This window comes from Streptomyces sp. NPDC107550 (genome assembly GCF_055639095.1).
Genome location: NZ_JBVKBC010000020.1, coordinates 13,429 through 38,032, shown reverse-complemented (window position 1 = coordinate 38,032; position 24,604 = coordinate 13,429). Strand labels below are relative to the sequence as shown.

The 24,604-nt window shown below is 74.0% G+C and carries 24 protein-coding genes; 14 read left to right on the top strand and 10 right to left on the bottom strand.

The features are described 5' to 3' along the window. Positions 1-27: 27 nt before the first annotated feature. The gene (locus ACZ7LY_RS23895) at positions 28-468 is read right to left on the bottom strand and encodes a DUF6325 family protein (RefSeq protein WP_471626714.1); all 441 of its coding nucleotides are present in this window, start codon (positions 466-468) and stop codon (positions 28-30) included. A 129-nt stretch (positions 469-597) separates the two neighbouring features. Here ACZ7LY_RS23895 and ACZ7LY_RS23890 point away from each other — a divergent pair, with 129 nt between their 5' ends. Next, positions 598-855: a hypothetical protein gene (locus tag ACZ7LY_RS23890; RefSeq protein ID WP_471626713.1), complete on the top strand. Its 258-nt coding sequence runs from the start codon at positions 598-600 to the stop codon at positions 853-855. Beyond that, the gene (locus ACZ7LY_RS23885) at positions 842-1,108 is read left to right on the top strand and encodes a hypothetical protein (protein ID WP_471626712.1); all 267 of its coding nucleotides are present in this window, start codon (positions 842-844) and stop codon (positions 1,106-1,108) included. The genes ACZ7LY_RS23890 and ACZ7LY_RS23885 overlap by 14 nt, the downstream gene beginning before the upstream one ends. Positions 1,109-1,174: 66 nt before the next feature. On the opposite strand, the gene ACZ7LY_RS23880 is transcribed toward ACZ7LY_RS23885, so the two are convergent. Together ACZ7LY_RS23880 and ACZ7LY_RS23875 are read right to left on the bottom strand one after the other, a co-directional pair. Next, positions 1,175-2,584 carry a YVTN family beta-propeller repeat protein gene (locus tag ACZ7LY_RS23880; protein WP_471626711.1) on the bottom strand — a complete coding sequence of 470 codons (1,410 nt, stop codon included), beginning with the start codon at positions 2,582-2,584 and terminating at the stop codon, positions 1,175-1,177. Between the two features lie 249 nt (positions 2,585-2,833). Next, on the bottom strand, positions 2,834-4,048 hold the full coding sequence (locus tag ACZ7LY_RS23875) for a cation:proton antiporter (RefSeq protein WP_471626710.1): 1,215 nt from the start codon (positions 4,046-4,048) through the stop codon (positions 2,834-2,836). 575 nt (positions 4,049-4,623) lie between these two features. Between ACZ7LY_RS23875 and ACZ7LY_RS23870 the strand changes: the two genes are divergently transcribed. Then, positions 4,624-5,652: an O-antigen ligase family protein gene (locus ACZ7LY_RS23870; protein ID WP_471626709.1), complete on the top strand. Its 1,029-nt coding sequence runs from the start codon at positions 4,624-4,626 to the stop codon at positions 5,650-5,652. Between the two features lie 17 nt (positions 5,653-5,669). On the opposite strand, the gene ACZ7LY_RS23865 is transcribed toward ACZ7LY_RS23870, so the two are convergent. Together ACZ7LY_RS23865 and ACZ7LY_RS23860 are read right to left on the bottom strand one after the other, a co-directional pair. Continuing rightward, the gene (locus ACZ7LY_RS23865; protein ID WP_471626708.1) at positions 5,670-6,233 is read right to left on the bottom strand and encodes a hypothetical protein; all 564 of its coding nucleotides are present in this window, start codon (positions 6,231-6,233) and stop codon (positions 5,670-5,672) included. Positions 6,234-6,309: 76 nt separating this feature from the next. Beyond that, complete coding sequence (locus ACZ7LY_RS23860) at positions 6,310-7,095, bottom strand: glutamate racemase (RefSeq protein ID WP_471626707.1); 786 nt, start codon at positions 7,093-7,095, stop codon at positions 6,310-6,312. A gap of 58 nt (positions 7,096-7,153) precedes the next feature. On the opposite strand from ACZ7LY_RS23860, the gene ACZ7LY_RS23855 reads away from it, so the two are divergent. Then, on the top strand, positions 7,154-8,329 hold the full coding sequence (locus ACZ7LY_RS23855) for a glycosyltransferase (RefSeq protein ID WP_471626706.1): 1,176 nt from the start codon (positions 7,154-7,156) through the stop codon (positions 8,327-8,329). Between the two features lie 19 nt (positions 8,330-8,348). Here the strand turns inward: ACZ7LY_RS23855 and ACZ7LY_RS23850 are convergent, their stop codons facing one another. Continuing rightward, positions 8,349-9,647, bottom strand: coding sequence for a TerD family protein (locus tag ACZ7LY_RS23850; protein WP_471626791.1), 1,299 nt, complete (start codon positions 9,645-9,647; stop codon positions 8,349-8,351). 272 nt (positions 9,648-9,919) lie between these two features. Between ACZ7LY_RS23850 and ACZ7LY_RS23845 the strand changes: the two genes are divergently transcribed. From ACZ7LY_RS23845 to ACZ7LY_RS23830, 4 genes are all read left to right on the top strand, one after another. Next, positions 9,920-10,387 (top strand): DUF6643 family protein, encoded by a 468-nt coding sequence (locus tag ACZ7LY_RS23845; RefSeq protein ID WP_471626705.1) that lies wholly within the window; start codon positions 9,920-9,922, stop codon positions 10,385-10,387. A 95-nt stretch (positions 10,388-10,482) separates the two neighbouring features. Beyond that, positions 10,483-11,310 (top strand): MOSC domain-containing protein, encoded by an 828-nt coding sequence (locus ACZ7LY_RS23840; protein WP_471626704.1) that lies wholly within the window; start codon positions 10,483-10,485, stop codon positions 11,308-11,310. Positions 11,311-11,502: 192 nt separating this feature from the next. Beyond that, positions 11,503-12,108 carry an Rv1733c family protein gene (locus ACZ7LY_RS23835; RefSeq protein ID WP_471626790.1) on the top strand — a complete coding sequence of 202 codons (606 nt, stop codon included), beginning with the start codon at positions 11,503-11,505 and terminating at the stop codon, positions 12,106-12,108. A gap of 126 nt (positions 12,109-12,234) precedes the next feature. After that, the gene (locus tag ACZ7LY_RS23830) at positions 12,235-14,661 is read left to right on the top strand and encodes a right-handed parallel beta-helix repeat-containing protein (RefSeq protein ID WP_471626703.1); all 2,427 of its coding nucleotides are present in this window, start codon (positions 12,235-12,237) and stop codon (positions 14,659-14,661) included. Here the strand turns inward: ACZ7LY_RS23830 and ACZ7LY_RS23825 are convergent. After that, positions 14,631-17,072: a hypothetical protein gene (locus tag ACZ7LY_RS23825; RefSeq protein ID WP_471626702.1), complete on the bottom strand. Its 2,442-nt coding sequence runs from the start codon at positions 17,070-17,072 to the stop codon at positions 14,631-14,633. The two genes, ACZ7LY_RS23830 and ACZ7LY_RS23825, sit on opposite strands and share 31 nt — an antisense overlap. 214 nt (positions 17,073-17,286) lie before the next feature. On the opposite strand from ACZ7LY_RS23825, the gene ACZ7LY_RS23820 reads away from it, so the two are divergent. Further along, positions 17,287-18,117 (top strand): DeoR/GlpR family DNA-binding transcription regulator, encoded by an 831-nt coding sequence (locus ACZ7LY_RS23820; protein WP_471626701.1) that lies wholly within the window; start codon positions 17,287-17,289, stop codon positions 18,115-18,117. 97 nt (positions 18,118-18,214) lie between these two features. Next, positions 18,215-18,706 carry an SRPBCC family protein gene (locus ACZ7LY_RS23815; RefSeq protein WP_471626700.1) on the top strand — a complete coding sequence of 164 codons (492 nt, stop codon included), beginning with the start codon at positions 18,215-18,217 and terminating at the stop codon, positions 18,704-18,706. On the opposite strand, the gene ACZ7LY_RS23810 is transcribed toward ACZ7LY_RS23815, so the two are convergent. After that, positions 18,654-19,157 (bottom strand): GNAT family N-acetyltransferase, encoded by a 504-nt coding sequence (locus tag ACZ7LY_RS23810; protein WP_471626699.1) that lies wholly within the window; start codon positions 19,155-19,157, stop codon positions 18,654-18,656. The two genes, ACZ7LY_RS23815 and ACZ7LY_RS23810, sit on opposite strands and share 53 nt — an antisense overlap. Before the next feature lie 541 nt (positions 19,158-19,698). After that, on the bottom strand, positions 19,699-20,796 hold the full coding sequence (gene cds1 / locus ACZ7LY_RS23805) for an L-cysteine desulfhydrase Cds1 (protein ID WP_471626789.1): 1,098 nt from the start codon (positions 20,794-20,796) through the stop codon (positions 19,699-19,701). Between the two features lie 375 nt (positions 20,797-21,171). Between cds1 and ACZ7LY_RS23800 the strand changes: the two genes are divergently transcribed. Both ACZ7LY_RS23800 and ACZ7LY_RS23795 read left to right on the top strand, forming a co-directional pair. Continuing rightward, positions 21,172-21,486 (top strand): hypothetical protein, encoded by a 315-nt coding sequence (locus tag ACZ7LY_RS23800; RefSeq protein WP_471626698.1) that lies wholly within the window; start codon positions 21,172-21,174, stop codon positions 21,484-21,486. Between the two features lie 231 nt (positions 21,487-21,717). Continuing rightward, positions 21,718-22,218 (top strand): ATP-binding protein, encoded by a 501-nt coding sequence (locus ACZ7LY_RS23795; RefSeq protein WP_471626697.1) that lies wholly within the window; start codon positions 21,718-21,720, stop codon positions 22,216-22,218. Between the two features lie 166 nt (positions 22,219-22,384). On the opposite strand, the gene ACZ7LY_RS23790 is transcribed toward ACZ7LY_RS23795, so the two are convergent. Then, positions 22,385-22,687 carry an SHOCT domain-containing protein gene (locus ACZ7LY_RS23790; RefSeq protein WP_471626696.1) on the bottom strand — a complete coding sequence of 101 codons (303 nt, stop codon included), beginning with the start codon at positions 22,685-22,687 and terminating at the stop codon, positions 22,385-22,387. 166 nt (positions 22,688-22,853) lie between these two features. Between ACZ7LY_RS23790 and ACZ7LY_RS23785 the strand changes: the two genes are divergently transcribed. Then, complete coding sequence (locus ACZ7LY_RS23785) at positions 22,854-23,420, top strand: TetR/AcrR family transcriptional regulator (RefSeq protein ID WP_471626695.1); 567 nt, start codon at positions 22,854-22,856, stop codon at positions 23,418-23,420. A 17-nt stretch (positions 23,421-23,437) separates the two neighbouring features. Continuing rightward, positions 23,438-24,367, top strand: coding sequence for a phosphotriesterase family protein (locus tag ACZ7LY_RS23780; protein WP_471626694.1), 930 nt, complete (start codon positions 23,438-23,440; stop codon positions 24,365-24,367). The last annotated feature ends 237 nt before the right edge of the window (positions 24,368-24,604 follow it).

The following is a 24,604-nucleotide window of genomic DNA, read 5'->3' as shown; positions in this document are numbered from 1 at the left end:
CGGTTCTCGTCCCGGAGACCGGCGCGGTCAACCGGCATCGAGCGCGGCGACAGCCGTCGCGACGGTCTCCCTCGGGACCCGCTCCAGGAGCACGACCTCCCCGCCGGAGTCGCGTACGGCCGTCGACAGGCGCGCGGCCCAGGTGTTCTCCCAGGCCACCACCACGGCCGAGGACGAGGGCGGCAGCTGCGCGGCGACCGCCTTCAGGTCCTCGTCGCCGAGCAGGTCGAACTGGACGTCGGCCAGCTGCTCGAAGGCGTCGGCGACGCGCTCGTCGGCCAGCTCCAGCAGGTCGAGCGAGCCGTCGGCCGCCTTCGTGACGAAGGTCAGATCGAGGATGCGCACGGTGCCGTTCTTCTGCAACTCGCGCAGCGCGGGCGCGACATCGCCGTTGAAGCGGTTGCCCTCGAAGGCGATCACGGCGACGTCCACGGGGCCGATCTCGGCGGAGTTCAGGTCACTGGGCACGGGCGGGGCCACCTCTCCTGACGTGCGTGGCGGACAGTCCTGGCATGCACGTCCTGACATGCACAGCAGACATTACGGAGCATAGGGCGACAAACACCCATCGCGCGACCCGCGCCGGGAAGGGCGCCCATGAACCCAGGAGACCCTCGCCGCGCCGTCAGGTTCGAGCCCGCCCGGCCCGCGTCGGGCGGACGCAGGGTGTTCGCCTTCATGCTCGGCGCCCTCGTATGGGTGGCGGCCGGCGTCCTCGCCGTCGTCCTGCTCGGCCACACGTACATCCTGCGCAGACTGCTGCTGGCCGTGCTGATCTCCTGGCTCGCGTCGGGCGCCCTGCTCGCCTGGGCCGCCGCGCTGCGGCGCAGGGAGGAGCGCCGTGAGCTTCCTTGACGTGCTGCTGTTCTTCCTCGCGTTCTATCCGGTCGTGACGGGCGCCGCCTGGATGGTCGGCGGGGTCGTCTTCCGTGTCGCGCAGGAGCGCGTGGACCCCGGTCCGCCGCCGGGCGGCTGGCCAGGGGTGACGGTCCTGGTGCCCGCGTACAACGAGGAGCGGGTCATAGGCCGCTGTGCCGCCGCGCTGCGCGAGATGGACTACCCCGACCTGGACCTCGTGAGGGGCGCGGGCGGCGACCCGGGCGCGTGAGCCGCGTGAGGGCCGCCGGTTCGGGCCGCCGCGCGTGCGGGGACCCGGGTCAGCTCGGGTGTCCGGTCACGACGGGCAGGTGACGAGGACGATGGAGAGCGCGTTGCAGGTCACGGACGCCGTGTCGTTGTCGGCGCGCGGGTCGGCGGGCGCGGACGCGGTGCGGGCGGCGGTGACCTTGACCGGACCGAGGGTCAGCAGGTGCAGCGGCACCCGGAACGTCTTGTGCACGCTCTGGCCGACCGGCACGGCACCGTACGCGCAGGTCACGGTGGTGGCGGAGGCGGTGCAGCCGGGGGCCAGGTCGGTGGCCCGCGCGCCCGCCGGGAGCTTCGCGGTGAGGGTGGCCGAGGTGGCGGCCTGGGGCCCGGTGTTGCGGGCGGTGAGGGTGTACGACAGGTACGGCACCAGCAGGTTCAGGCGGGGCTGCGCGCCGAGGGTGACGGCGAGGTCCGCGCGGGCGGCGGGCGGCGGCGAGGAGAACGCGAGACCGTACGGGCCGGAGAAGCCGTCGATGGTCGTGACCGCGTTCGTCGCGGGGTCGATCACCGAGACGGAACGGTCGGCGACGTCGGTGACGTAGACGGAGCCAGAGGGGGCCACCTCGACGCGGGCCGGGCCGTCGCCGACGGGGACGGTCGCCTTGACGGTGCCGGTCGCCGTGTCGATGACCGAGACCTCGTCGCTCCCCCGGTCGGCGACGTAGGCGCGGCTCCCGGACGCGTCGAACGCCACGCTGCTCGGGCCGTCGCCGACCTTGAGCGTACGGCTGACGGCGCCGGTGGCCGTGTCGAGCACGCTCACCGTGTCGCCGCCGCTGTCGGCCACGTACGCGAAGGCCCCGGACGGGCTGACGGCCAGGCCGGTGGGCGCGGAGCCGACCGGGACGGTGGCGGTCACCGTGCCGCTGGCGGTGTCGAGGACGGAGACGGTGCCGTCGTCGGTGTTGGTGACGTACGCGGTGGCGCCGGACGGGGTGACGGCGACGCCGTTCGGCGCCCGGCCCACCTGGATCGTGCCGCTGACCTCGTTCGTCGCGGTGTCGATCACCGAGACGGTGCTCCCGCCGCTGTTGGCGACGTACGCGTGGGCGCCGGACGGTTCGAAGGCCAGGTTGAGCGGATTGGAGCCCACAGGAACCGTCGCGGTGACGGCCCGCGTGTCCATGTCGATGACCGAGACGGTGTTCTTGCCGAAATTGGTCACATACGCGCGCGGGGCGACGGGACTGACGGCGATCCCGATGGGGTTGCTGCCCACGGTGATGCTGTCGACGACGGTGTTGGTGTCGGTGTCGACCACGGAGACATAGTCCGCGTAGTAGTTCGCCACGTACGCCGTCGGTCCTGTGGCGGCCTCGGCGGTGCCGGGCAGCGCCGCGACGCCGGTCAGGGCGAGGGCCCCGGCGACAAGGGCGGAGGCCAGCCGTCCGGTGGCGAGCGGGGCCGGTCTGCGGTGCGCGTGCGCGTGGGTCAAGGTGATCCCCCTTCAGCGGTACGCGCCCCTGCCGGCGGGTCCGAAGGCCCCGGGGACCGGCGGCGGCGCGGTGGTGCCGGCCCCGCCGCGGGCCGGGGCCTGAGCCGCGGGCCCGCGAGAGCCTTCTCGTACGTGCGCCGCGCGACAGCGGTCCCCCGGCGACGTCCCGGCATCATCGCGCCCGGCACTCTCCCGGGACTGTGAATCTTCGGAGTTGTCCGAATGTGGCGCTCTGCTGTCCGTCCGCGGTCACCATGCCTCGTTCGCCCCGGCGGCGGGCAGGGTGGGCGGCACGTCCCGGTCGGCGGCGCGCAGCCGCATCGCCAGCAGCGGGAAGACGAGGACGGAGACCATGGCGGCGCCGACGAGGGCCGCCGCGTCGCTCTCGCTCAGCACACCGTCGTCGACGCCGATCGCCGTGATGGCGACGACGAGCGGCAGACAGGTCGCCGAGTACAGGGTCAGCGCGCGCCGGCCGAGCGGCGTCAGATCGCGCGGGGCGAGCACGTACGCGGGAAGCCCGCGCACCACGACGAACAGGACGAGGAAGACCGGCACGAGCAGCAACGCGCGCCCGCCCGCGAGGAGCGAGGACAGATCGAACTCGATGCCCGTCACGACGAAGAACAGCGGCACGAGGAAGCCGAAGCCCATCGCCTCGACCTTCTCCAGGATCTCCTCACTGCTCTCGGGCGCCGACCCCTGGAGCACGAGCCGGGTCAGCAGGCCCGCGGCGAACGCCCCGAGCAGCACGTCGAGCCCGAACACCTGCGACAGGGCGAGCATCGCCACGAGCAGCAGCATCACGAACCGGACCGCGAACTGCCCACTGGAGTGCAGCGTCGCGCGGACCACGGCGCTGAACCAGGGCGGGCGCGGGCGCAGCGCCCACAGCACGGCCGCCGCCGTGATGGCGGCGAACACGGCGAGCACGGCCGTGGAGACGCCCGGGCTGCGCCCGCTCAGCAGCACCGCCATGGCGATGATCGGCCCGAACTCGCCGACCGCCCCGAAGGCCATCATCACCGTCCCGAACCGGCCCTCCAGATCCCCGCTGTCGCGCAGGATCGGCAGCACCGTACCGAGGGCGGTGCTGGTCAGGGCGGTACCGACGACGACCGTACGGGACAGGTCCAGGCCGGTGAGGACGAGCGCGACGGCGAGCCCGAGGACCAGGGACACGGCCCACGCCCACACCGAGCGGCGCAGGGTGTCGCCGCGGATCGCGCCGAACTGGATCTCGTACCCGGCGAGGAAGATCAGCATCGACAGGCCGAGGTCGGAGAGCGTGTCGATGACGGGGCCGCCGCGGGCCCAGCCGAGTACGTCGGGGCCGATGAGGATGCCGAGCACGATCTCGAAGATCACGACTGGGATGCGGGCGTGTTTGCCTACGGCGTGGGCGAGGAGTGGGGCGAGGACGGCTGCCGCCATGATCAGGATCAAGGTGCCTGCCTGGGTCACTTGCGTGGGCCCCCTCGTTCATGCCTGCGCCTGCGCCTGCGCCTGTGTCTATGCCGGTGGCGGTGCTTGTTGTGCTGGGACGTATCTGTCTGGGGCTTGCTGCACCGAGCTTCGGGGAGTCGGGCTTGCGGCGCATTTTCTGGCGGGCCGGATGGGGATGCGGGTTGTTTGTGGGGGTGATTGCGCGGGCGCCCTGGGTTCGGCGTGCCGGGTTGCGCAGTTCCCCGCGCCCCTGAGGGGGTGGGGTGTTCTGTGGGGCTCTCGGTGCGGGAGCGTCGTGGCTTGGCGCGCAGTTCCTCGCGCCCCTCAGGGGGATGAGCCTCGGGCTTGATCGGCAGGTGCCCGGGGGGTGGCGTGCCGGGTTGCGCGGTTCCCCGCGTCCCTGAGGACGCGCCCACTCAGGGGGATGGGCCTCGGGCTTGATCGGCGGGTGCCCGGGCTTCGGTTGTGCGGTGGGTGTTTAGGGGAAGGGAACGTTCCTGCTTGGGTGGGGCGTCGTAGCCGTTACCGTGTGGGCCGGCGCCCTCCCACCGTGGGCGGGGCCCGTCACAGTCGGGGGGCGACGGGTGCGAGCCATGGACGGGTCCGTGGGGGCCGGGAGTACGGCGGGCCAGAGACGGCGCGCGTTCACCGACGGCGCCGGGCTCGCCGTTCTGGGCGGTTGTGCCGTCTGGTCGCTGGTCACCGCCACCGCCCGCGCGGGGCGCCCCGAGGGCGTGCTGCTGGCCGTTCTCGCCGTAGCCGCCGGTTACGCGTGCGGCCGGATCGGCGGGGCGCTGGCCCCAGTCGGCGCGGCAGCCGCGGCAGGGGGCATCGGCGTAGGTCTGGCGCTGGCGTCACCGCCCGTCGTCCCGGCCTCGGACACGCTGGCGCCGCTCGGCAGCGCGGGAGCGACGGCGGCGCTGCTCGTGCTCGCGGCCGGCGCGTGGTGCTGCGCGGCGTGGTCGGCTCGGCGCGCGCCCGTGCGGGCCGCGTGGCATGTCCCGGCCGCCGCCACCGCCGTACTCGCCTGGGCCGCGGGTTCCGGGGCCGGGGCGGTGGCGTGCGCGGCGGTGGTGCTGTGCTCGCTGGCGGCCGCGCGGGCCCGCAGGCGGCTCCCGGCGCTGGTCGTGTGCGGCGTGGTGACGGGCGCGGCGGCGGGTCTCGGGGTGCTGCTGGCGCGCGGGGCGCTGCCGGACGGGCTGACGGCTGTCGCGGAGGGCCGTCTGGGCGGGCACCGTCTTGAGCTGTGGCGGGACGCGGGGCGGCTGGCTCAGGGGCATCCGGCGCTGGGCGTGGGCCCCGGCCGGTTCGGGGAGCTGAGCCCGACGCTGGTGCGCTCCCCGCTGAGCGACGGCAGGCCGCACTCGGCGGTGCTCCAGGTCGCCGCCGAGCAGGGCGTGCCGGGGGTGGTGCTGCTGGGGGCCGCGTTCGGCTGGCTGCTGTTCGCGCTGGCGCGGTCCGCGCGTACGACGCAGGTGGTGCTGTCGGCGGGGACGGCGCTGACGGCGGTGGCACTGGTCGCCGGCGCGGGCAACGCGCTGAGCTTCACGGCGGTCACCGCCGGCGCGGGCCTGCTGGCGGGCCTGGCGACGGCCCAGCCGCTGCCGGAGCCACCCGTGTGAGCGGCCCCTGAGCGGGGTCAGACGGCGCGGCCGGCGCGGGGGTGCTTGAGGCGGTCGCGGATGTGGCGGACGGCGCTCTCCGCGTCGTCCACGGTCACGGTGAACTTGCGTCCGTCGCCCAGGCGCAGCACCAGGCCCTCGCCGCGCCGCACGACGACGGCCGTGCCGATCTCGGGGCGCCAGCGATAGCCCCAGCCGCCCCACTGGCGCGGGGTGACGCGCGGCGCGAAGTCGGCGTCGACGACGTGGTCGAGCGGGATGCGGCGGCGCGGCAGCCCGACATGGCCGCAGCGCACTTCCAGATGGTCCTTGTCGACCTTGACGGCGACATGCAGGAACGCGAGCGTGCCGAACAGGACGAGCAGGCCCACGGCGATGAGGCCGACCACGGACATGGCGAGCGCGGCGATGCCGCTCGCCCAGGAGCTCTCCACGGCCAGTTCGATGCCGAGGGCGAGGCAGGCGAGCCCGCCCAGCGCGAGGACCCACTGCACACGGTTGTGCGCGCGGCCGGTCCAGATGTCGCTGCTGTGGGCGGAGGTGCGTCGCCCGGGGTGCTCGTCGGCGGCGTGTCCCTTCATGCCGTCGAGCGTACTCACCTTCCGCGGCGAAAGCACCGCATCGCGGACAGTGACTGCTCCGTGCCGGTGGCGGCGCTCACCCCGCGTGACTGACGGCCTGGAGCGAGCGGCCTTCGGCGTACGTCAGGGCGGCCTCGGGCAGCGGCGCGGCGCGCCCGCCGAGAAGCACGGTCAGGCCGCCCGGGGTGCGGGGACCGGCGTCGGGGCGCTCGCCGATGCGGCGCAGCGCTTGGGCGGCGACGGCTCCGGCGCTGCCGTGCAGGACGAGCGGGGCGGCGCCGGGCTGCTGGACGGCGGCGCGGATACGCTCCGCGACCAGTTCGTAATGGGTGCAGCCGAGGACGACCGCGCGCACGTCACGCGGGGTGAGGGCGGCGGCGTGGGCGATGGCCCGGTCGATGCCGTCCTCGTCGGCCCACTGCACGGCGTCGGCGAGGCCCGGGCAGGGCACCTCGGTGACCTCGACGCCGGCCGCGAAGTCGCGGATCAGGCCGCGCTGGTAGGGGCTGCCGGTGGTGGCGGGCGTGGCCCAGATCGCCACGGGTCCGCCGCCGGCCGCGGCGGGCTTGATCGCGGGGACGGTGCCGATGACGGGGATCGCCGGTTCGAGGCGGGCCCGTACGGCGGGCAGGGCGTGTACGGAGGCCGTGTTGCAGGCGATGATCAGGGCGTCGGGGCGGTGCTCGGCAGCGGCCTCACAGACGGCGAGGGCCCGCTGGGCGACGTCCTCGGGGGTGCGGGGTCCCCACGGCATGCTGTCGGGGTCGGAGGAGAGCACGAGGTCGGCGTCGGGCCGCAGTGTCCGTACCGCGGCGGCGGCCGCGAGCAGTCCGATTCCCGAGTCCATCAGCGCGATCTTCACCCGGAAACCATAGACGATCGCACCGACAGGCCCCCGGTGGTGGGGCAGACTGCGGCGGATGGACGTCGTTGTGTGGATCACCGCGGCCTCGCTCGCCGCATGGCTGTGGCTGCTGCTCTGCCAGGGCTTCTTCTGGCGTACGGACGTGCGGCTGCCCCCGCGCGCCGAGCCGTCGCGCTGGCCGGACGTGTGCGTCGTCGTGCCGGCCCGGGACGAGGCGGAGGTCCTCGCGGCGAGCCTGCCGTCGCTGCTCGCCCAGGACTATCCGGGGCGGGCCGAGGTCTTCCTGATCGACGACGGCAGCTCGGACGGTACGGGCGCGCTGGCGCGCGAGCTGGGCCGGCGGCACGGCGGGCTGCCGCTGACCGTGGACACGCCCGGCGAGCCGCCGGCCGGGTGGACGGGGAAGCTGTGGGCGGTACGGCACGGGATGGCGCTGGCACGCGCGCGTGAGCCGGAGTTCCTGCTGCTGACCGACGCGGACATCGCGCATGAGCCGGACAGCCTGCGGGCGCTGGTGGCGGCGGCCTCCACGGGCGGCTACGACCTCGTCTCGCTGATGGCGCGGCTGCGGGTGGCGAGCGCGTGGGAGCGGCTGGTCGTCCCGGCGTTCGTGTACTTCTTCGCGCAGCTCTACCCGTTCCGGCGGATCGCGCGGCCCGGGGCGCGGACGGCCGCGGCGGCGGGCGGCTGCGTGCTGCTGCGGACGGAGGCGGCCACGCGCGCGGGGGTGCCGGACACGATCCGGCAGGCGGTGATCGACGACGTGTCGCTGGCGCGCGCGGTCAAGCGGACGGGCGGGCACATCTGGCTGGGGCTCGCCGAGCGCGTCGACAGCGTGCGCCCGTATCCGCGCCTCGCCGACCTGTGGCGCATGGTGTCGCGCAGCGCGTACGCGCAACTGCGGCACAACCCGCTGGTCCTGCTCGGCACCGTGCTGGGCCTCGCGCTGGTCTATCTCGTGCCGCCGCTCGCCCTGGTCGCCGGGCTCGTCGCGCACAGCGTCCCGACGGCCGTGCTCGGCGCGGCGGCCTGGGGCGTGATGACGGCGACCTACATGCCGATGCTGCGCTACTACCGGCAGCCCCTGTGGCTCGCGCCGCTGATGCCGTTCACGGCGGCGCTCTACCTGCTGATGACGGTCGACTCGGCCGTGCAGCACTACCGGGGGCGCGGCGCGGCATGGAAGGGGCGTACGTACGCCCGTCCCGACGCCGCGCCGGAGCAGCGGTGAACCACGCGCGCGAGGCAGGCTATTTCCGGCCCGGTGTCCAGTTCATGCCCCATCCGTACGCCTGGTCGACGGTCCGCTGGGGGCTGACCCCGCGCGCGGGGACGAGGTAGCGGGCCTCGCGCTGGACGGTCAGGTCGCCGCCCTGGGCGGTGATCAGGGCGAGCGCGCAGACGGTGGAGGGGACCGTGCACTCGTCGAGGGAGAAGTCGATGGGGGCGCCGCCGAAGGGCTGGAGCGTGACGGTGGCGTGCAGGTCGGCGAAGCTGCGGGCGCCTTCGTAGATGGTCACGAAGACGAGGATGCGGCGGAAGGCGTGCTTGTGGTCGAGGTTGATCGTGAGGTTCTCGCCGGTGGCGACGCCGCCGCTGCGGTCGTCGCCGTCGAGGTGGATGTACGGGGGCCGGTCCACGGCGCCGAAGGCGTTGCCGAGAGCCTGGACGACGCCCTTGCGGCCGCCGGCGAGTTCGTACAGGGCGCACAGGTCGAGGTCGAGGTCGCTGTGCCGGGCGACGGCCCTGCCGCGCTTGCTGCCCCAGCCACTGAACTGCTTGCGCGTCTCCCAGTTGAGGTTGACGCGCATGGCACCGGACGTGCCGCCCTGCTTGGCTAGCGAGACGCTGGGCGCGGCCTTGGTGAGCGTGACCTTGGCCAGTTGGACGGGCCGTGCCGGGGGCGCGGGAGGCGCAGGCGTCATCGGAGGCGGCGGGGGCGTCGCGGGCGCGGCCGGGGCGGGCGGCGCCGGGGGCGGGGTCCAGGGGGCCGGGGCGGGTGCGGGGGCGGGGGCGGGCGGCGCGGTGTGCTGCGGTTCGTCGACGGTGATGCCGTAGTCCGTGGCCAGCCCTTCGAGGCCGCTGCCATAGCCCTGGCCGATGGCACGGAACTTCCAGGCGCCCTGGCGGCGGTACAACTCGCCGAGCACGAACGCGGTCTCCACGGTCGCGGTGGCGTCGAAGCGGGCGATCTCGGTGCCGCTTGCGGCGTCGGTGACGCGGATGCGCAGGCCGGGGACCCGGCCGAAGGTGCCGCCGTCGGCGGAGGCGGCGAGCACCACACGCTCGATGGCGGGCTCCACGCGCGCGAGGTCGACGAAAAGCGTGTCGGTGACGCCGGCGCCCGTCGTGCTCTTGCCTTCGTGACGGACCGCCCCCGAGGTGTGCGCGGGCTGGTTGTAGAACACGAAGTCGGCGTCGGAGCGGACCTTCCCGCCGGCCAGGAGGAGCGCGGAGGCGTCGGCGTCGGGCACGCCGGGCCCGGTGTTCCAGCCGACCTCGACGCGGACCGCCGGTACCGGCACCGCCACGTTCGACCCCTTGGCCATGGTCATGTCTGCCCCCAACTCTCGTGTGCGGCCGCTCTCCTGCGCTGCCTCGCGCCCAACCTATGCTCCGGCCCGCCCGAAGGGGTTGCGCAGCGCTCGGTGACCCGGCGGTAACCCGTCGAAATCGCAGCCTTTACACGAATCTGACGCCACGAGAAGCCCGTTTTCCCCAAGTTCGCTCACATTGGGGACGCAGCGTCACTGCCGACACGCAAAAGAACCCTCTTATCGGGCTACCCCAACGAGCACATCGTGGGCTTAACTTATGTGCCATGACCTCCCCCCGCTCCACCTATGGCGGCGGTTACTACTCCGCGCCGTCCTTCAAGGACACTCCGATCTACGACTCGCTCGTCGCTGAGCGGGGCACTCCCCAGATCGCTCCGATCCGGGTTCCCTCCGCGTACGACACCGGCAGTCATCTGCCCGCGCTGCCCTCCGCGCTGCCCGCCCTCCCCGCGGCCCCGGCTCCGGTGCAGCAGGCCCCGCAGCAGCAGTACGGCTACCCGCAGCAGCAGGCGCCGATGCAGCAGGCCCCGACCGCGTACATCCCGCAGCAGCCGGCCGCCCCGCGCGGCTACCCGGGCCCGCAGGCGCCGATGCAGCAGGCCCCGCAGCAGCAGCGCCCGGCGCCCACCGGCTACGAGGCGATGCGCCCTGCCGCGCCGCGCCCCGCGCCCGCCCCGGCTCCGGCCCCGTACGAGGATCCGTACAACCGCCAGCAGTACCGCGGCTACTGAGGCGGCGCGGCGCCCCTCCCGCGCGTACCGGCGGGCCCGGCGGAAACTCCCCGGCCGGGCGGGGCGTTGTCAGTGGCTGCTGACAGGATGGGCCCATGTCGCAGCCTGTGCTCAGTTCGCTTCACGTCTACCCGCTCAAGGCGGTCCGGGGGCACGCCCCGCACGAGGCGGCCGTGCAGCCGTGGGGGCTCGCGGGGGACCGCCGCTGGGTGCTGGTGGACACCGCCCACCACAAGATCGTCACGCAGCGGCCGCATCCGCGCCTGGCGTTGGCCTCCGCCGCCGCCCTGCCCGGCGGCGGGCTGCGGCTGACCGCGCCCGGGGCCCGGCCGCTCACGGTCGAGGTTCCTGAGCCGTCCACGACGACCGTCGTGGACGTGTGGGGCGACAAGGTCGAGGCGGTCCCGGCCGCCCCCGCCGCGCATGCCTGGTGGAGCGCGTACCTCGGCGCCGACACCCTGATGTTCCACCTCGACGACCCGGCGACGCGGCGCCCCATCGACCCCGCGTACGCCCGCCCCGGCGAGACGGTCAGTTTCGCCGACGGCTACCCGCTGCTGCTCACCACCACCTCCTCGCTCGACGCTCTGAACTCGCTGATAGCCCAGGGTGATCACGCGGACGAGGGCCCGCTGCCGATGGACCGTTTCCGGCCGAGCGCGGTGATCTCCGGTACCGCCCCCTGGGCCGAGGACGACTGGTCACGCGTGGCGATCGGCGACGTCACCTTCCGTGTCGCCAAGAAGAGCGGGCGCTGCGTCGTCACCACCACCGACCAGCGCACCGCCGAGCGCGGCAAGGAGCCGCTGCGTACCCTCGCCCGCCACCGGCGCTTCGGTGACCAGCTCTGTTTCGGGACGAATCTGATCCCCGAGACGACGGGCACGCTGCGGGTCGGAGATCCGTTCACCGTCATCGAATAAGCGCCACCCGGGCATCGAATAAGCGTCACCCGGATGGGGAACCCGGCCGCCGGACACGCTCGTTGAGGGACAATGAGGGTGTCGGACGCAGTCGGCACGCGGGACCCGGACGGGGTGACGTCGCTCTCCTCGCCCCGCCCGCACGCGGGCCCGCTGTGCCGTGCCGGACGGGAGCGGAAGGGGGTGCAGGCCGTGCGAGCGATCGTCGGGCTGTGGCGCTGGCGCCACAATCCGCTGCGCCGCGGGACGGATCTGGCCGAGGCATGGATCGCGCTGGTGGCGCTGGTGCTCATCGTCGTGGCCGCGCCGGTCCTCGGGACCGTCGCGGGCTCACTGTCACGGGACGCGCTGTACCGCTCGGTGCAGCAGCAGCACGAGGCGCGCCACGAGGTGCGGGCGACCGTCGTACGCAAGATCGCGCAGCCGCCCCTCGACTCCGACCCGGAGACCTCCACCGCGCGTGACGCGCACAGCCGCGTCGTCGCCGACTGGACGGCGCCGGACGGCTCGCACCACCGCGGCCGGGTCCTCGCCGGCTTGAAGTCCCCCGGACCGGGCGACCGGTTCCCGCTGTGGACGGACGCGCGCGGCCACGTCGTGGGCCGCCCGCTGGACCGGGCGACGGCCACCACGCACGCGGTGCTCGCCGGCCTCGGCACCGCCGTCGCCGTCACCGCGTTCGTCGAGGGCACCCGCCGGGTCGTCCTGTGGCGCATGGTCCGTCGCAGGTACGCGCGTTGGGACCGCGCCTGGGACATCGCGGGCCCGGACTGGGGCAGGACCGGGACGGGCATCTGACGGGCTCCCGGCTCTGGTCAACCACCGTGCCCCGCGCACGCTACGGTGGACCCACCTTCCGCAGAAGAGCGCCGTGCAGGGCGCGAACACGACCCGTGTACGACGAGGTGGGGGCAGAGCAGCGCCATGGCACAGGGCACGGTCCAGGTGACGCACACCGGCACGTCGCGGTGGCGGCGCCGCACAGGTGAGTACGCCTCTCTCGCCGCCGCCCTGGAGGCGGCCGCGGACGGCGACGTGCTGACTGTCGCTCCCGGCACGTACAGAGAGAACCTGATCGTGCAGCGGGCGGTGACGCTGCGCGGCCCCGAGGGCTCCCCCGGTTCGGTGCGGATCGCGCCGGGCGACGGCGTGCCGCTGACGGTCCGCGCGTCGGCCACCGTGCAGGATCTGCACATCGAGGGGCAGGACGCGGCGGCGCCCGCGCTGGTCGTCGAGGAGGGCGCCCCGGAGATCACGGACGTGCGCGTGGTGACGCGTTCCGCCGCCGGCATCGAGGTGCGCGGCGGCGCCCGCCCCACCGTCCGGCGCTGCACCGTCGACAACCCGGGCGGCGTCGGCATCGCCGTACTGGACGGCGGGGGCGGCGTGTTCGAGGAGTGCGAGGTCGTCGCCGCGGGCCAGGCCGGGGTCGCCGTGCGCGGCGGCGCGCACCCGAGGCTGGAGCGCTGCCGGGTGCATCACGCGTCGGGCGCGGGGTTCTCCGCGACCGGCGAGCACAGCGGCCTGGAGGCGGTCGGCTGCGAGGTCTACGAGATCAAGGGCGCCGGCGTCCAGGTCACCGGCCGGGCCGCCGCCCATCTGACGGACTGCGATGTGCACCGTACGACGGCGGACGGCGTCACGCTGGACACGGACGCCGTGCTGACCCTCGCGGACTGCCGCATCCACGACATCCCGGAGAACGCGATCGACCTGCGGTCGCGTTCGGTGCTGACGCTGACGCGCTCCACGGTCAGCCGCTTCGGGCGCAACGGCCTGTCGGTGTGGGACCCCGGCACACGCGTCGACGCCAACCAGTGCGAGATCCACGACAGCACCGGCGACTACCCGGCGGTGTGGGTGAGCGACGGGGCGACCGCCGTGCTCGACTCCTGCCGCGTGCACGACGTGCCGGACGCGCTGTTCGTGCTCGACCGGGGCTCCCGCGTGGACGTGGTGGACAGCGATCTGTCGCAAGTGCGCAACACGGCGGTGTCGGTGAGCGACGGGGCGACGGCGCAGCTCGACGACTGCCGCATCCGGGAGGCCGCGACGGGCGCCTGGTTCCGCGACCACGGCAGCGGCGGCACCCTCGCCAACTGCACGGTCGACACGGTCCAGACCGGTGTCATCGTCACCAAGGGCGCCGACCCGACCATCGAGCGCTGTACGGTCACCTCCCCCGCCGAGGCGGGGTTCTATGTGTCGGCGGGCGGCCGGGGCGGCTTCCACGGCTGCCGCGTCACGGGCAGCGGCGGCTACGGCTTCCATGTCATCGACGGCTGTCGCACCACGCTGAAGAAGTGCCGTACGGAGCGGTGCGCGCGCGGCGGTTACGAGTTCGCCGAGGACGGGCCCGTCGTCGAGGACTGCGCGAGCGACGAGAGCGGCGGCGGTCTGCGCCCCGGCGCGGGCGCGTCCCTGTCGCCGGTCGGCGCCGCGCAGCCCGCCGTGCAGACGGCGACGCAGACCGTGGGGCTGCTCGGCGGTGTGCCCGAGCAGCGCCCGGTGCCGGCGGCCGTGGAGACGTCGGACTCGGTGCGTACGTCGTCGGACGTGCTCGGCGAGCTGGACTCCCTGGTCGGTCTGGAGAGCGTCAAGCGCGAGGTGCGGGCGCTCACCGACATGATCGAGGTGGGCCGCAGGCGCCAGGAGGCGGGCCTGAAGGCCGCGTCGGTGCGCCGGCATCTGGTGTTCACGGGCTCCCCCGGCACCGGCAAGACGACGGTGGCCCGCCTGTACGGGGAGATCCTGGCCTCGCTCGGGGTGCTGGAGAAGGGGCATCTCGTGGAGGTGTCCCGGGTCGATCTGGTGGGCGAGCACATCGGTTCGACGGCGATCCGCACGCAGGAGGCGTTCCAGCGGGCGCACGGCGGTGTCCTGTTCATCGACGAGGCGTACGCGCTGTCGCCGGAGGACTCGGGGCGCGACTTCGGCCGTGAGGCGATCGACACGCTGGTGAAGCTGATGGAGGACCAGCGGGACGCGGTCGTCGTCATCGTCGCGGGTTACACGGCCGAGATGGAGCGCTTCCTGTCGGTCAACCCGGGGGTGGCGTCGCGGTTCTCCCGCACCATCACGTTCTCCGACTACATGCCCGAGGAGCTGCTGCGGATCGTGGAGCAGCAGGCCGAGGAGCACGAGTACACGCTGGCCCCGGGCACGCCGGAGGCGCTGCTCAAGTACTTCACGGCGATCCCGAAGGGCCCGGCGTTCGGCAACGGCCGTACCGCCCGGCAGACGTTCGAGTCGATGGTGGAGCGGCACGCGGGGCGGGTGGCCCAGTTCGCCGCCCCGGACACCGACGATCTGACGCTGCTCTACCCGGAGGACCTGCCCGAGCTGCCCTGAGCCCCGCCCTCGCGGCCGGTCCCGTCGAGGGCGACCGGCCCGGTGCAGTCGCAGTCCGGGGCCTCGGGGCGCGGGTGCGGCACCCCGGGCCGCAGGCGGGCGAGCAGCTTGGCGCGTTCCTCGGCGAAGACCGGGTCGGCCTGGTAGTCGCTGTGGCCGAGGATCGGCGCGGGCAGCGGATGGGCCTCGGTGCGGCCGTAGGCGAGCGGGTCGAGCAGCGGCTCGTGGTCGACCTGCGGGCCGCAGGCGCCGTCGAGGCGGATGGGCCCGCCGATGGGGTCGGTCCTGCGGTACAGATTGCGCCAGCAGTCGACCTGCCGGTGCAGGGTGGCCAGTGCCTCGGGCCCGAAGTGCGCGGGGAACCAGCGCCCGTACAGCCGCTCCAGCGGTGAGCCGTACGTGAGCAGCGCGACGCGCCGGCGTACGGACGGGTGGAGCTGCCAGGCCGCGGACGCGGCGAGGACGCTGCCCTGGGAGTGGCCGGACAGGACGAGCCGGCCGCCCGTCCGGCGGGTCCACGTCGCCATGCGCCAGGTCAGGTCGGGCACCGCGCGTTCCGCGTAGCAGGGCGGCGCGAAGGGGTGCGCCGCGCGCGGCCAGAACGTGCCGACGTCCCACAGGATGCCGATGGTGCGGCGGGCGGAGGGGTCCTTGTAGGCGCGGCGGCCCCAGGTGACGAAGAGGAGGAAGCCGACGCCGATGAGCCAGGAGCCGAGCGCCTGCGCGGTGTCGGCGCCGCCCTGGACGACGGGGTACGTGCCTTCGGCGGCAGTGCCCGGCACCTCGTGGGTGCCCCACGCTCCGGCGACGGCGAGGGCGCCGAGGACGAGGGTCACCGAGGACAGGGCGCCGATCATCAGGGGCGCCCGGTCGGTGAGGGCGGCACGCGCGCGCGTGCCCGCGATGCGGGCGGTGCGGGTCTCGTCGGGCCGTTCCTCGCTCTCGTCGTACTCGGTGCGGGCGCGTGCCATGTCGAGGTGGTAGTCGGCCTCCACCTGGCGGCTCTCGCGCTTCTGCATGCGGGCGGTGCGCAGGCCGAGGACGCCGGCCAGCAGGGCGAGGACGACGAGCAGTGGCGGGATGACGGCGGCCTGCCAGGTGAGCAGCACGGGCGGGCCGGGGATGCGGCTGTCGGTGCCGTCGAGCCAGTCGGCGACGCGCTGGGCGACACCGCCGGTCATGACGCCGCCGAGGGCGCAGGCCAGCATGGCGGTGGCGGGGCCGCCGAGTCCATGCAGGGCGGTGCGCCGGTCGGGGGTGGTGCGGTAGATGGCCTTGGCGACGACGGCGAGCGCGAGGACGAGGGCGCCCTGGGCGAGGGTGACGGCGCCGAACGTGGCGTCCCCGGGCAGCCGGCCGGACGAGCGCCACTCGGGGCGCGACCAGGCCGCGTAGACGAGGGTGACGGTGAGCAGGGCGAGCGCCGCGCAAGGCAGGACGCGTACGAGGACGCGATCGGAGGTGTCGTCGAGGTGGTTCTCGCTGCGGCCCCGGCCGGCGACGACCGCGATCACGACGAGTGCGCCCGCGACGAAGGCGCCGTCGAGGACGCGGCCGGCGAGGTCCAGCGCGGCGGGGCCACCAGGGGTGCGGTCGTGGCGGGCGGCGGCGGTGCCGACGGCGGCGGCCACGGTGAGCAGGGCGGCGGCGGTGTGGGCGGCGCGCAGCCGGGCGACGGGGCGGCGGCCGTACCAGAAGCCGGGGCGGCCCAGCAGGTTGGCGGTGTCGTCGTCGTCCGGTTCGGTGCGCTGCGGGAGCGGGCGGTGGGACTCGTACGTGCTCCAGGTGCGGTGCGAGAGGTACCAGAGCAGCGCGGTCAGGGCGAGCGGGACGAGGGAGGCGAGCGCGAGGCGGCGGCCGGGCTGGCTCCACCAGCCGCCGTGGCCGTGCGCGTCGACGGCGAGGAAGCCGAGCCAGGTGCGCCGCGCCGCGCAGGCGGCGGTGCCCGCGCACTGCCACGCGGCGAGGTCGAGGGCGACCTCGCAGGCGGCGGCGACGAGCAGCACGGTGAGGGTGAGTCCGGCGAGCCGGACGATGACGCCGTACAGGCGCACGGCGCGGGTGCGGCGCAGGGCGTTGGGGCGCATCCAGTGGGCGAGGTTGACGACCATGAACGGCAGCAGCAACAGCCACAGGGCGCGGGAGCCGCCGCCCGAGGTGAGGTTGCACCACACGTACGCCTCGGGGACGGGCTTGCCGCGGTAGTCCTCGGGGCGGCTCTCGGCGTCGGCGTCCTCGGCGCGGCGGAAGACGGCGGCGGTCTCGTCGCCGGAGACCCGGACGGTGCACGGGTCGTTGAGCATGTCCTGCGGTGTCGTGCCGCCGACTCCGTGGACGAGCAGTTCCAGTGCCGTCTCGTCGGCCGTGTCCTGCCGGTGGTCCGGCCGTGCCGGGTGGGTCTCGCGCGCCATATGGATGTGTCCCCCGTCTGTGAGCCCCACCAGGATCCCGGGTGGGGGCGCCCGTGCGCATCCCTCGTCACGGAATCTCCCCGTTCCCGGGGCGTGTGTCACGTGGATCGGGCACCGATCGCGGGCGGTGGTCCGGTTGTCGGTGGCGCGTGCGAGGATGACGAGGTGACCGGCCGTGGGGCGGGTATGCCGAGGTGAAGGGGACCGACGGGACGTGAGCGAGAACCAGAACCTGCTCGCCGAGCAGCGCCGCGCCCTGATCCTCGACGAGGTCCGCCGCCGCGGCGGAGTCCGGGTCAACGAGCTGACGCGCAGGCTCGGCGTCTCCGACATGACGATCCGCCGCGACCTGGACGCGCTGGCGCGGCAGGGCGTCCTGGAGAAGGTGCACGGCGGCGCGGTCCCGGTCGTCGAGGCGAGCACCCACGAGCCGGGGTTCGAGGCGAAGTCGGAGCTGGAGCCGACGGCCAAGGAGGACATCGCGCGGGCGGCGGCGACGCTGGTGGCGCCGGGCACGGCCATCGCGCTGTCGGGCGGTACGACGACGTACGCGCTGGCGCAGCGGCTGCTGGACGTGCCGGACCTGACGGTCGTGACGAACTCGGTGCGGGTGGCGGACGTGTTCCACGCGGCGCAGCGCGGCGCCTTGGGTGCGCGGCCGGGCGCGGCGACGGTGGTCCTGACGGGCGGGGTGCGTACGCCGTCGGACTCGCTGGTGGGTCCGGTCGCGGACCGCGCGATCTCCGAGCTGCACTTCGACATGCTCTTCCTCGGCGTGCACGGCATCAGCGCGCGGGCGGGACTGTCGACGCCGAACCTCGCGGAGGCGGAGACGAACAGGCGCCTGGTGCGGTCCGCGCGTCGGGTCGTGGTGGTCGCCGACCACACCAAGTGGGGGACGGTGGGCCTGAGTTCGTTCGCGTCGCTCGATCAGGTGGACACGCTCGTGACGGACGCGGGGCTGCCCGAGGAGACGCGCGCGGAGGCCGCCGAGCATGTGCGGCTCGTGGTCGCGGGCGAGCCGGAAACCGGTACAGACAACTGATGGGGTGACAGCTATGGTGACGGTGGCCCGCCGGTACTCTCCGTACACGCGTGGGGCTGTCCGCGTCATCGCCGACCTGTCTGGGGGCTGACCGTCCATGGCACGCCGTCTGTTGCCCGTCCGCCGCGAGTTCGTCGAGACCGCCCCGCTCCGGCTGGTGTTCGCGCGTGAGGTGTCCGCGCCGCCCGAGGCCGTGTACCGCGCGCTCGCCGAGGACGTCTCGTCGTGGCCGCAGTGGTTCTCGGCGGTGACGCTCGCGCGTCCGCTGCCCGAGGGGCCCGACGGTCCGCGCCGCGAGGTGCGGCTCAAGGGCGGCACACGGTTCGTGGAGACGATCGTGGCGGCCCAGCCGCACGAGGTGTACGCGTACCGGGTGGACGAGACGAACGCGCCGGGCATGCGCGCCCTCGTGGAGGAGTGGCGGCTGGTCGCGGTGGGCGGTGGCGGTACGCGGGTGCAGTGGACGTTCGCCGCGGACGGCGGGGCGCCCTTCCGGATGGGGTTGAAGGCGGGGCGTGCCGGGTTCGGGCGGGCGTTCAGGGACGCGGTGTCGGCGCTGGAACGACGTCTGGCCGCGGCCCCGGCGTGAGCGGGCGCCACGCGTAGCGGATGTCGGGTTCGCGTTCCTCGTTGCGCTCTCCGTCGCTGCACTCCACGGCGGTGAAGCCGTGGCGTTCGTAGAAGCGGCGGGCGCGGGTGTTGACGCGGAAGGTCCACAGGTCGAGGCCGGCCGGGCGGAGCGTCTTGGCGTGGTCGAGGAGGCGGGTGCCGAGTCCTTGGCCCTGCCGGTCCGGGTCCACGTAGAGCTGGTCGAGTTCGTCGCCGTCGAGCACCAGCAGGGCGACGACGGTGCCGTCCGCGTCGGCGACCCAGGTGTCGGGGCCCGGGACGACGATGTGGCGTATCCAGGCGCGGACCTCGTCGTCGCTGTGGGGGCGGTGGATGTCAGGGAGGGCGTGGGTGTAGGAACGCAGCCAGACCCTGGCGGTGGCCTCGGCGTCGGTGGGCAGGGCGCGGCGGATCTCAGGTCGGTCGAACACAACCCCGAATCCTGACACACCCTCTCCTCAATCGCCGGAGGGGCTGGGAATCTGAGGCTGAGGCCAACTCCCCCAGGGGGGCGGGGAACTGCGCGCTCAGCCACGACGCACCCGGAACTCTGGGGCTCCGCCCCAGCCCCCGCTCCTCAATCGCCGGAGGGGCTGGAAGTTGGACGCTCAGGCCAACTCCCCCAGGGGCGCGGGGAACTGCGCGAGAAGCCCCACCGGGCTGAACTGGAGGCACAACCTGTTCGCACCCGGCGCTGGGGTGCCGCCTTGCCCACCCTGCCGCCCCAGGCGGCAGATTGCCCAAGGCGGGGGCGGGGCGGCTCCCCAGGGCACCGGAGTTGAACGCCCCGTCAGGGGCGCGGGGAACTGCGCGACCAGCCACGACGAAACGCGCTCCGCGGCGGGGGCGCCTAAGAAGTGCCGGGGATGGCAACCCCGTCAGGGGCGCGGGGAACTGCGCGAGACGCCCCGCCGGGGCCGCACCCGCCGCACAACGATCACGCCCCCGGCGCTGGGACCCGCCGGCGGAGCCTCACTCGCCCCAGTGCCCACTGACCAGCAACCGCTCGATCACCGCAGCGTACGGACGGATGTCCAACCCCTGTTCCGCGAGCCACGCGTCGGAGTAGTACTTGTCCAGGTACCGGTCCCCGGGATCGCACAGCAGCGTGACGACACTCCCGGTCCGCCCCTCCGCGACCATCTCCGCCACGATCTTCAACGCGCTCCACAACCCCGTACCGGTCGACCCTCCCGCCTTGCGCCCGATGGTCTTCTCCAGGGCGCGCACGGCGGCCACACTCGCCGCGTCGGGAACCTTCATCATCCGGTCGATGGCCCCGGGCACGAAGCTCGGCTCCATGCGGGGCCGCCCGATGCCCTCGATGCGGGAGCCGCACTCGCTGGTGGCGTCGGGGTTGTCGGTGGTCCAGCCCTCGAAGAAGCAGGAGTTCTCGGGGTCGGCGACACAGATGCGGGTGTCGTGCTGCATGTAGTGCACGTACCGCGCGAGCGTCGCGGAGGTGCCGCCCGTGCCGGCGGTGGCGACGATCCAGGTGGGGCAGGGGTAGCGCTCCAGTTCCATCTGCCGGTAGATCGACTCGGCGATGTTGTTGTTGCCGCGCCAGTCGGTGGCCCGTTCGGCGTAGGTGAACTGGTCCATGTAGTGCCCCCCGGTGCGGGCGGCGAGCGCGGCGGACTCCGCGTACATCGTGCGGGAGTCGTCCACGAAGTGGCACTGGCCGCCGTGGAACTCGATGAGGCGGATCTTCTCGGCGCTCGTCGTACGCGGCATCACCGCGATGAAGGGCACGCCGATGAGCTTGGCGAAGTACGCCTCGGAGACGGCCGTCGAGCCGCTGGACGCCTCGATGACGGGGCGGTCAGGGCGGATCCAGCCGTTGCACAGGCCGTACAGGAACAGCGAACGCGCGAGGCGGTGCTTGAGGCTGCCGGTGGGGTGCGTCGACTCGTCCTTGAGGTAGAGGTCGATGCCCCACTGCTCGGGCAGCGGGAAACGCAGGAGGTGGGTGTCGGCGGAGCGGTTGCTGTCCGCCTGGACCTTGCGGACGGCTTCTTTCAGCCAGCCGCGGTATCCGGGGGCGGTGTGGTCCACGTCGAGGGTGGGCATCGGCGCGCCGGCCGTGTCGTGGTCCTCGGGACGGCCTTGCTGAACGGTGCTCACCGCGCGACTCCTTCACGTCGTCCATCGCGTCGTCCGGACGGGTTCGGCACCCCGGCGGAGCGCTGCTCCGGCACGACGGGACACCTCGATCATAGACACCTCCCTCACGCTTCTCACCTGCATAAACACACCTTTGAGAGCCTCAAAGGCCCGCCTGGCGGCAGGCTTTCGCACGGACGTACGCGCGCGGGTGCGACCCGGCGAAGGGGGCGCGCGAACCGGATGCGCCCGATGCCCCGGCGGGCCCGCACCGCGCACTGGTGCCACCGGCCCGGCCCGTGCAGACTTCACGTGACGGAGCCGATCGAGGGGGCGACACGTATGACGGAGCCGGAGTTCACGGTGACGGGCGTACGGATCGGGCGGCGGCTGCGCTCGCTGACCCGCGCCGGGCAGGTGCGGATCAAGGGCGGCCGGCTGGAACTGCTGACGAGTTACGGCAGCGAGATCGACAGCGCCCCGCTCGGCGAAGTCCGCGCCCGGCGCCCGTGGTTCGGCTCCGACGACAGCGCGACGGCCGAGGTCGAGGGGCGCCGCTATCAGCTCCGGCTCGGCGGTCAGGGCGGCGACGCCGGCCCGCCCGCGGCGCGCCGCCTCATCGACGCCGTGCGCAGGGCGGCGGCCCGCACTCCCTGACCCCGCCCGCCGGGAGGCGGCACGTCGTCAAGCGTTACGCGGTGCAGTCGCCGGAGTTGCACGGCCGCACCCCCTGGGTCACTCTGGTCACACATCACTACTCAGGGTTTACCGGCGATGACGCTGCGAACCAGCCCGCCGGACACGCGACGGGCGATCCTGTTCACAGCGCGGTCGCCACGCCGATCCGTTCTCGTCTTCTTCCGGACCCAACTTCGGGGAGTCGCAGCCGTGATCAGCCAGCCGAGCAGGCATTGCACGGTGGAGCTCCAAGCCCTGCCGTCGCGGATCGGACAGGTCCGCAGAATCGTATCGGCGCAGTTGCGCCACTGGCATCTCGATCCGATCGTCGACCAGGCGGCGCTCGGGGTCACCGAGCTGCTGACCAACGTGCACCGGCACGCCCAGCCGGACAAGCGGTGCACCGTGGAGATCGAACTGCTGCGGGGCCGGCTCACGGTCTCCGTGCACGACCACGATCCCCGGCTGCCGACGGTGCGCGACGCGGACACGTCCGCCACGTGCGGGCGCGGGCTCGCCATGGTCGCCGAGGTCAGCGAGAGCTGGGGCGTGCGCCCGCACGGGGACGGCGGCAAGGTCGTCTGGTTCACGCTCCCGGCGGCCGTCCCCACCCGCGCCAAGGGCTCCGCCGCGCGGCGCCGGGCGGCTCCGGCCGCCGTCTGCGCCGAAGGCCCCCGCCACACTCCCGCCCGGTCGGCCGTCGCAGGCTGACCGGGCGGTGATCTTTCCGCCGCCCGCCGCGCGTCCCTGTCCCGTAGGTGCGCGGCACGTCGCGGGCGCCCCGCGCGCGCAGTGGCGTACGGGAGGGCGGTCCGCGGCGGTTTTCAGGGACGCACGGCAGACGTACCGTACGCGGGTGGCCGCGCGGGCCCGGTGGTCACATGGCACCGCCCTTCGGGTCTCCGCCGCGGCGGCCGAACTCCTCGTTCAGCACGGTCAGCCGGCGCCAGTACTCGTCCTCGTCGATCTCGCCCGCGGCGAAACGGTGGCCGAGCACGGCGATGGGCGAGTCCTGCGCGACGCGTTCCGGGCCGGGCCGCCAGGGGCCGCGTCCGCCGCGCCAGATCGTGCGCCGCACCAGTGTGACGACGCCAAACACGACGGCCGCCCAGACGAGCGGGACGAACAGGATCCACGGGCCCGGCCCGCCGCCGCCCGCGAAGTGCGCGAGTGTCTGCATCTGACTCATCTCCCGGTAAGTGCTCTGCTGGATGCTTCGAGCGTCGCCCCGGCCAGGGCCCCGCGTCGTCGTGCGGCCGGCGGCACCGCGCGTACCACCGAGGGAGTACGCGGGCGGCCCGGCCCTGCTCCTTGGCGCTGTACCTACCGGTAGGTACGGTGCGGGCATGGACACCAGGGAGCGATTGATCGAGACGGCGCGTGAGCTGCTGTGGGAGCGCGGGTACGTGGGCACGAGCCCGAAGGCGATACTCCAGCGGGCGGGCGTCGGCCAGGGCAGCATGTACCACCACTTCACCGGGAAGCAGGATCTCGCGCGGGCCGCGATCCGCCGCACCGGCGAGGAGATGCGCGCGTCCGTGGACGAGCTGCTCGGCGCGGAGGGTTCGGCGTACGAGCGGGCGGCGGCCTATCTGCTGCGCGAGCGGGACGCGCTGCGGGGCTGCCCGGTGGGGCGGCTGGCGATGGACCCGGACGTGATCGCGGGCGAGGAGCTGCGCGCCCCGGTCGACGAGACGCTCGCCCATCTGACGGGCCGTCTGGCGGATGTCGTCCGACAGGGCGTGGACAGCGGGGAGTTCGCCCCGCACCTCGACCCGGCCGAGATCGCGGCGACGCTCGTGGCGACGGTCCAGGGCGGTTACGTACTGGCGCGGGCGTCGGGTGACACGACGGCCTTCGACACCGCCGTACGCGGCCTGCTCGCCCTCCTCTCCCCCACCACCCCGAAGTGAACGGCGGCGCACGCACGATGAGCACGGAGCACGAAGTACACGGCACGGTCCGGACCGTCCAAGGTGACCTGGGTCCGGGCGAGTTGGGTCTGGTCGACGCCCACGACCATCTCTTCTTCCGTTCCCCGCTGTTGCCCGGCGCCGAGCTGGACGACCCGGACGCGGCGCGCCGCGAGCTGGAGGCGTTCGCGGCACAGGGCGGCGGCACGGTCGTGCAGTGGACGCCGTACGGCCTCGGCCGGGGCGCGCACCACCTGCCCGCTCTCGCGGCGGCGACCGGCGTACGGATCGTGGCGGCGACGGGGCTGCACCAGGCGGCGCACTACCCGCCCGAACTGCTTGCGGCGCGGCGCGCCGACCTCGCCGAGGTGTTCGTACGGGAGTTGACGGAGGGCATCGCGGGCAGTGGCGTACGGGCCGGGCTGATCAAGGTGGCGGGCGGCTTCCACGCGCTGGACGCGCACGCGCGGTGGACGATGCGGGCGGCGGCGGAGGCGCATCACGCGACGGGCGCCCCGATCGCCGTCCACCACGAACTGGGCACGGGCGTGCTGGACGTACTGGACCTGCTGTGCGGGGAGTTGGAGGTGCCGGCGCCGCGCGTGGTCCTCGGGCATCTGAACCGCTCCCCCGATTTCGTGACGCAACGTCAGGCGGCGGCTTCGGGAGCCTACTTGGCGTTCGACGGGCCGTCCCGCGCCCATCACGCGACGGACTGGCGGATGCCGGACGCGATGGCGGAGCTGGCGGCGGCCGGTTTCGGGGACCGGCTGCTGCTCGGCGGCGACACGACGAGCGCGGCCGCCCGGTCCGTGGACGGCGGGCCGGGGATGCCGTATCTGCTGCGCCGGGTGCGGCCGCGTCTGGAGGCGACGCTCGGCGAGGAGGCGGTCGCGCGGGTGCTGCGGGACAACCCGGCGCGGGCGTTCACGGTCGACTGGCCCTGACCGCGGGGGCGGGCCTCGCCGCAGAGCGGACCTGACCGCCGGGCGGGCCTGACCGCAGGCCGGACCTGGCCGCAGGGCGCGCCTCACCGCCGGGTGGGCCTGACCACGGACGTGGGCGGGACGGACCATGGGCCGACCTGGACCTGACCGCCGGGCGGGCATGACTTCAGGCCGGACTTGACCGCCGGGCGGGCGTGACCGCAGGCAGGCAGGGCCTGACCACGTGCAGGGCCGGAC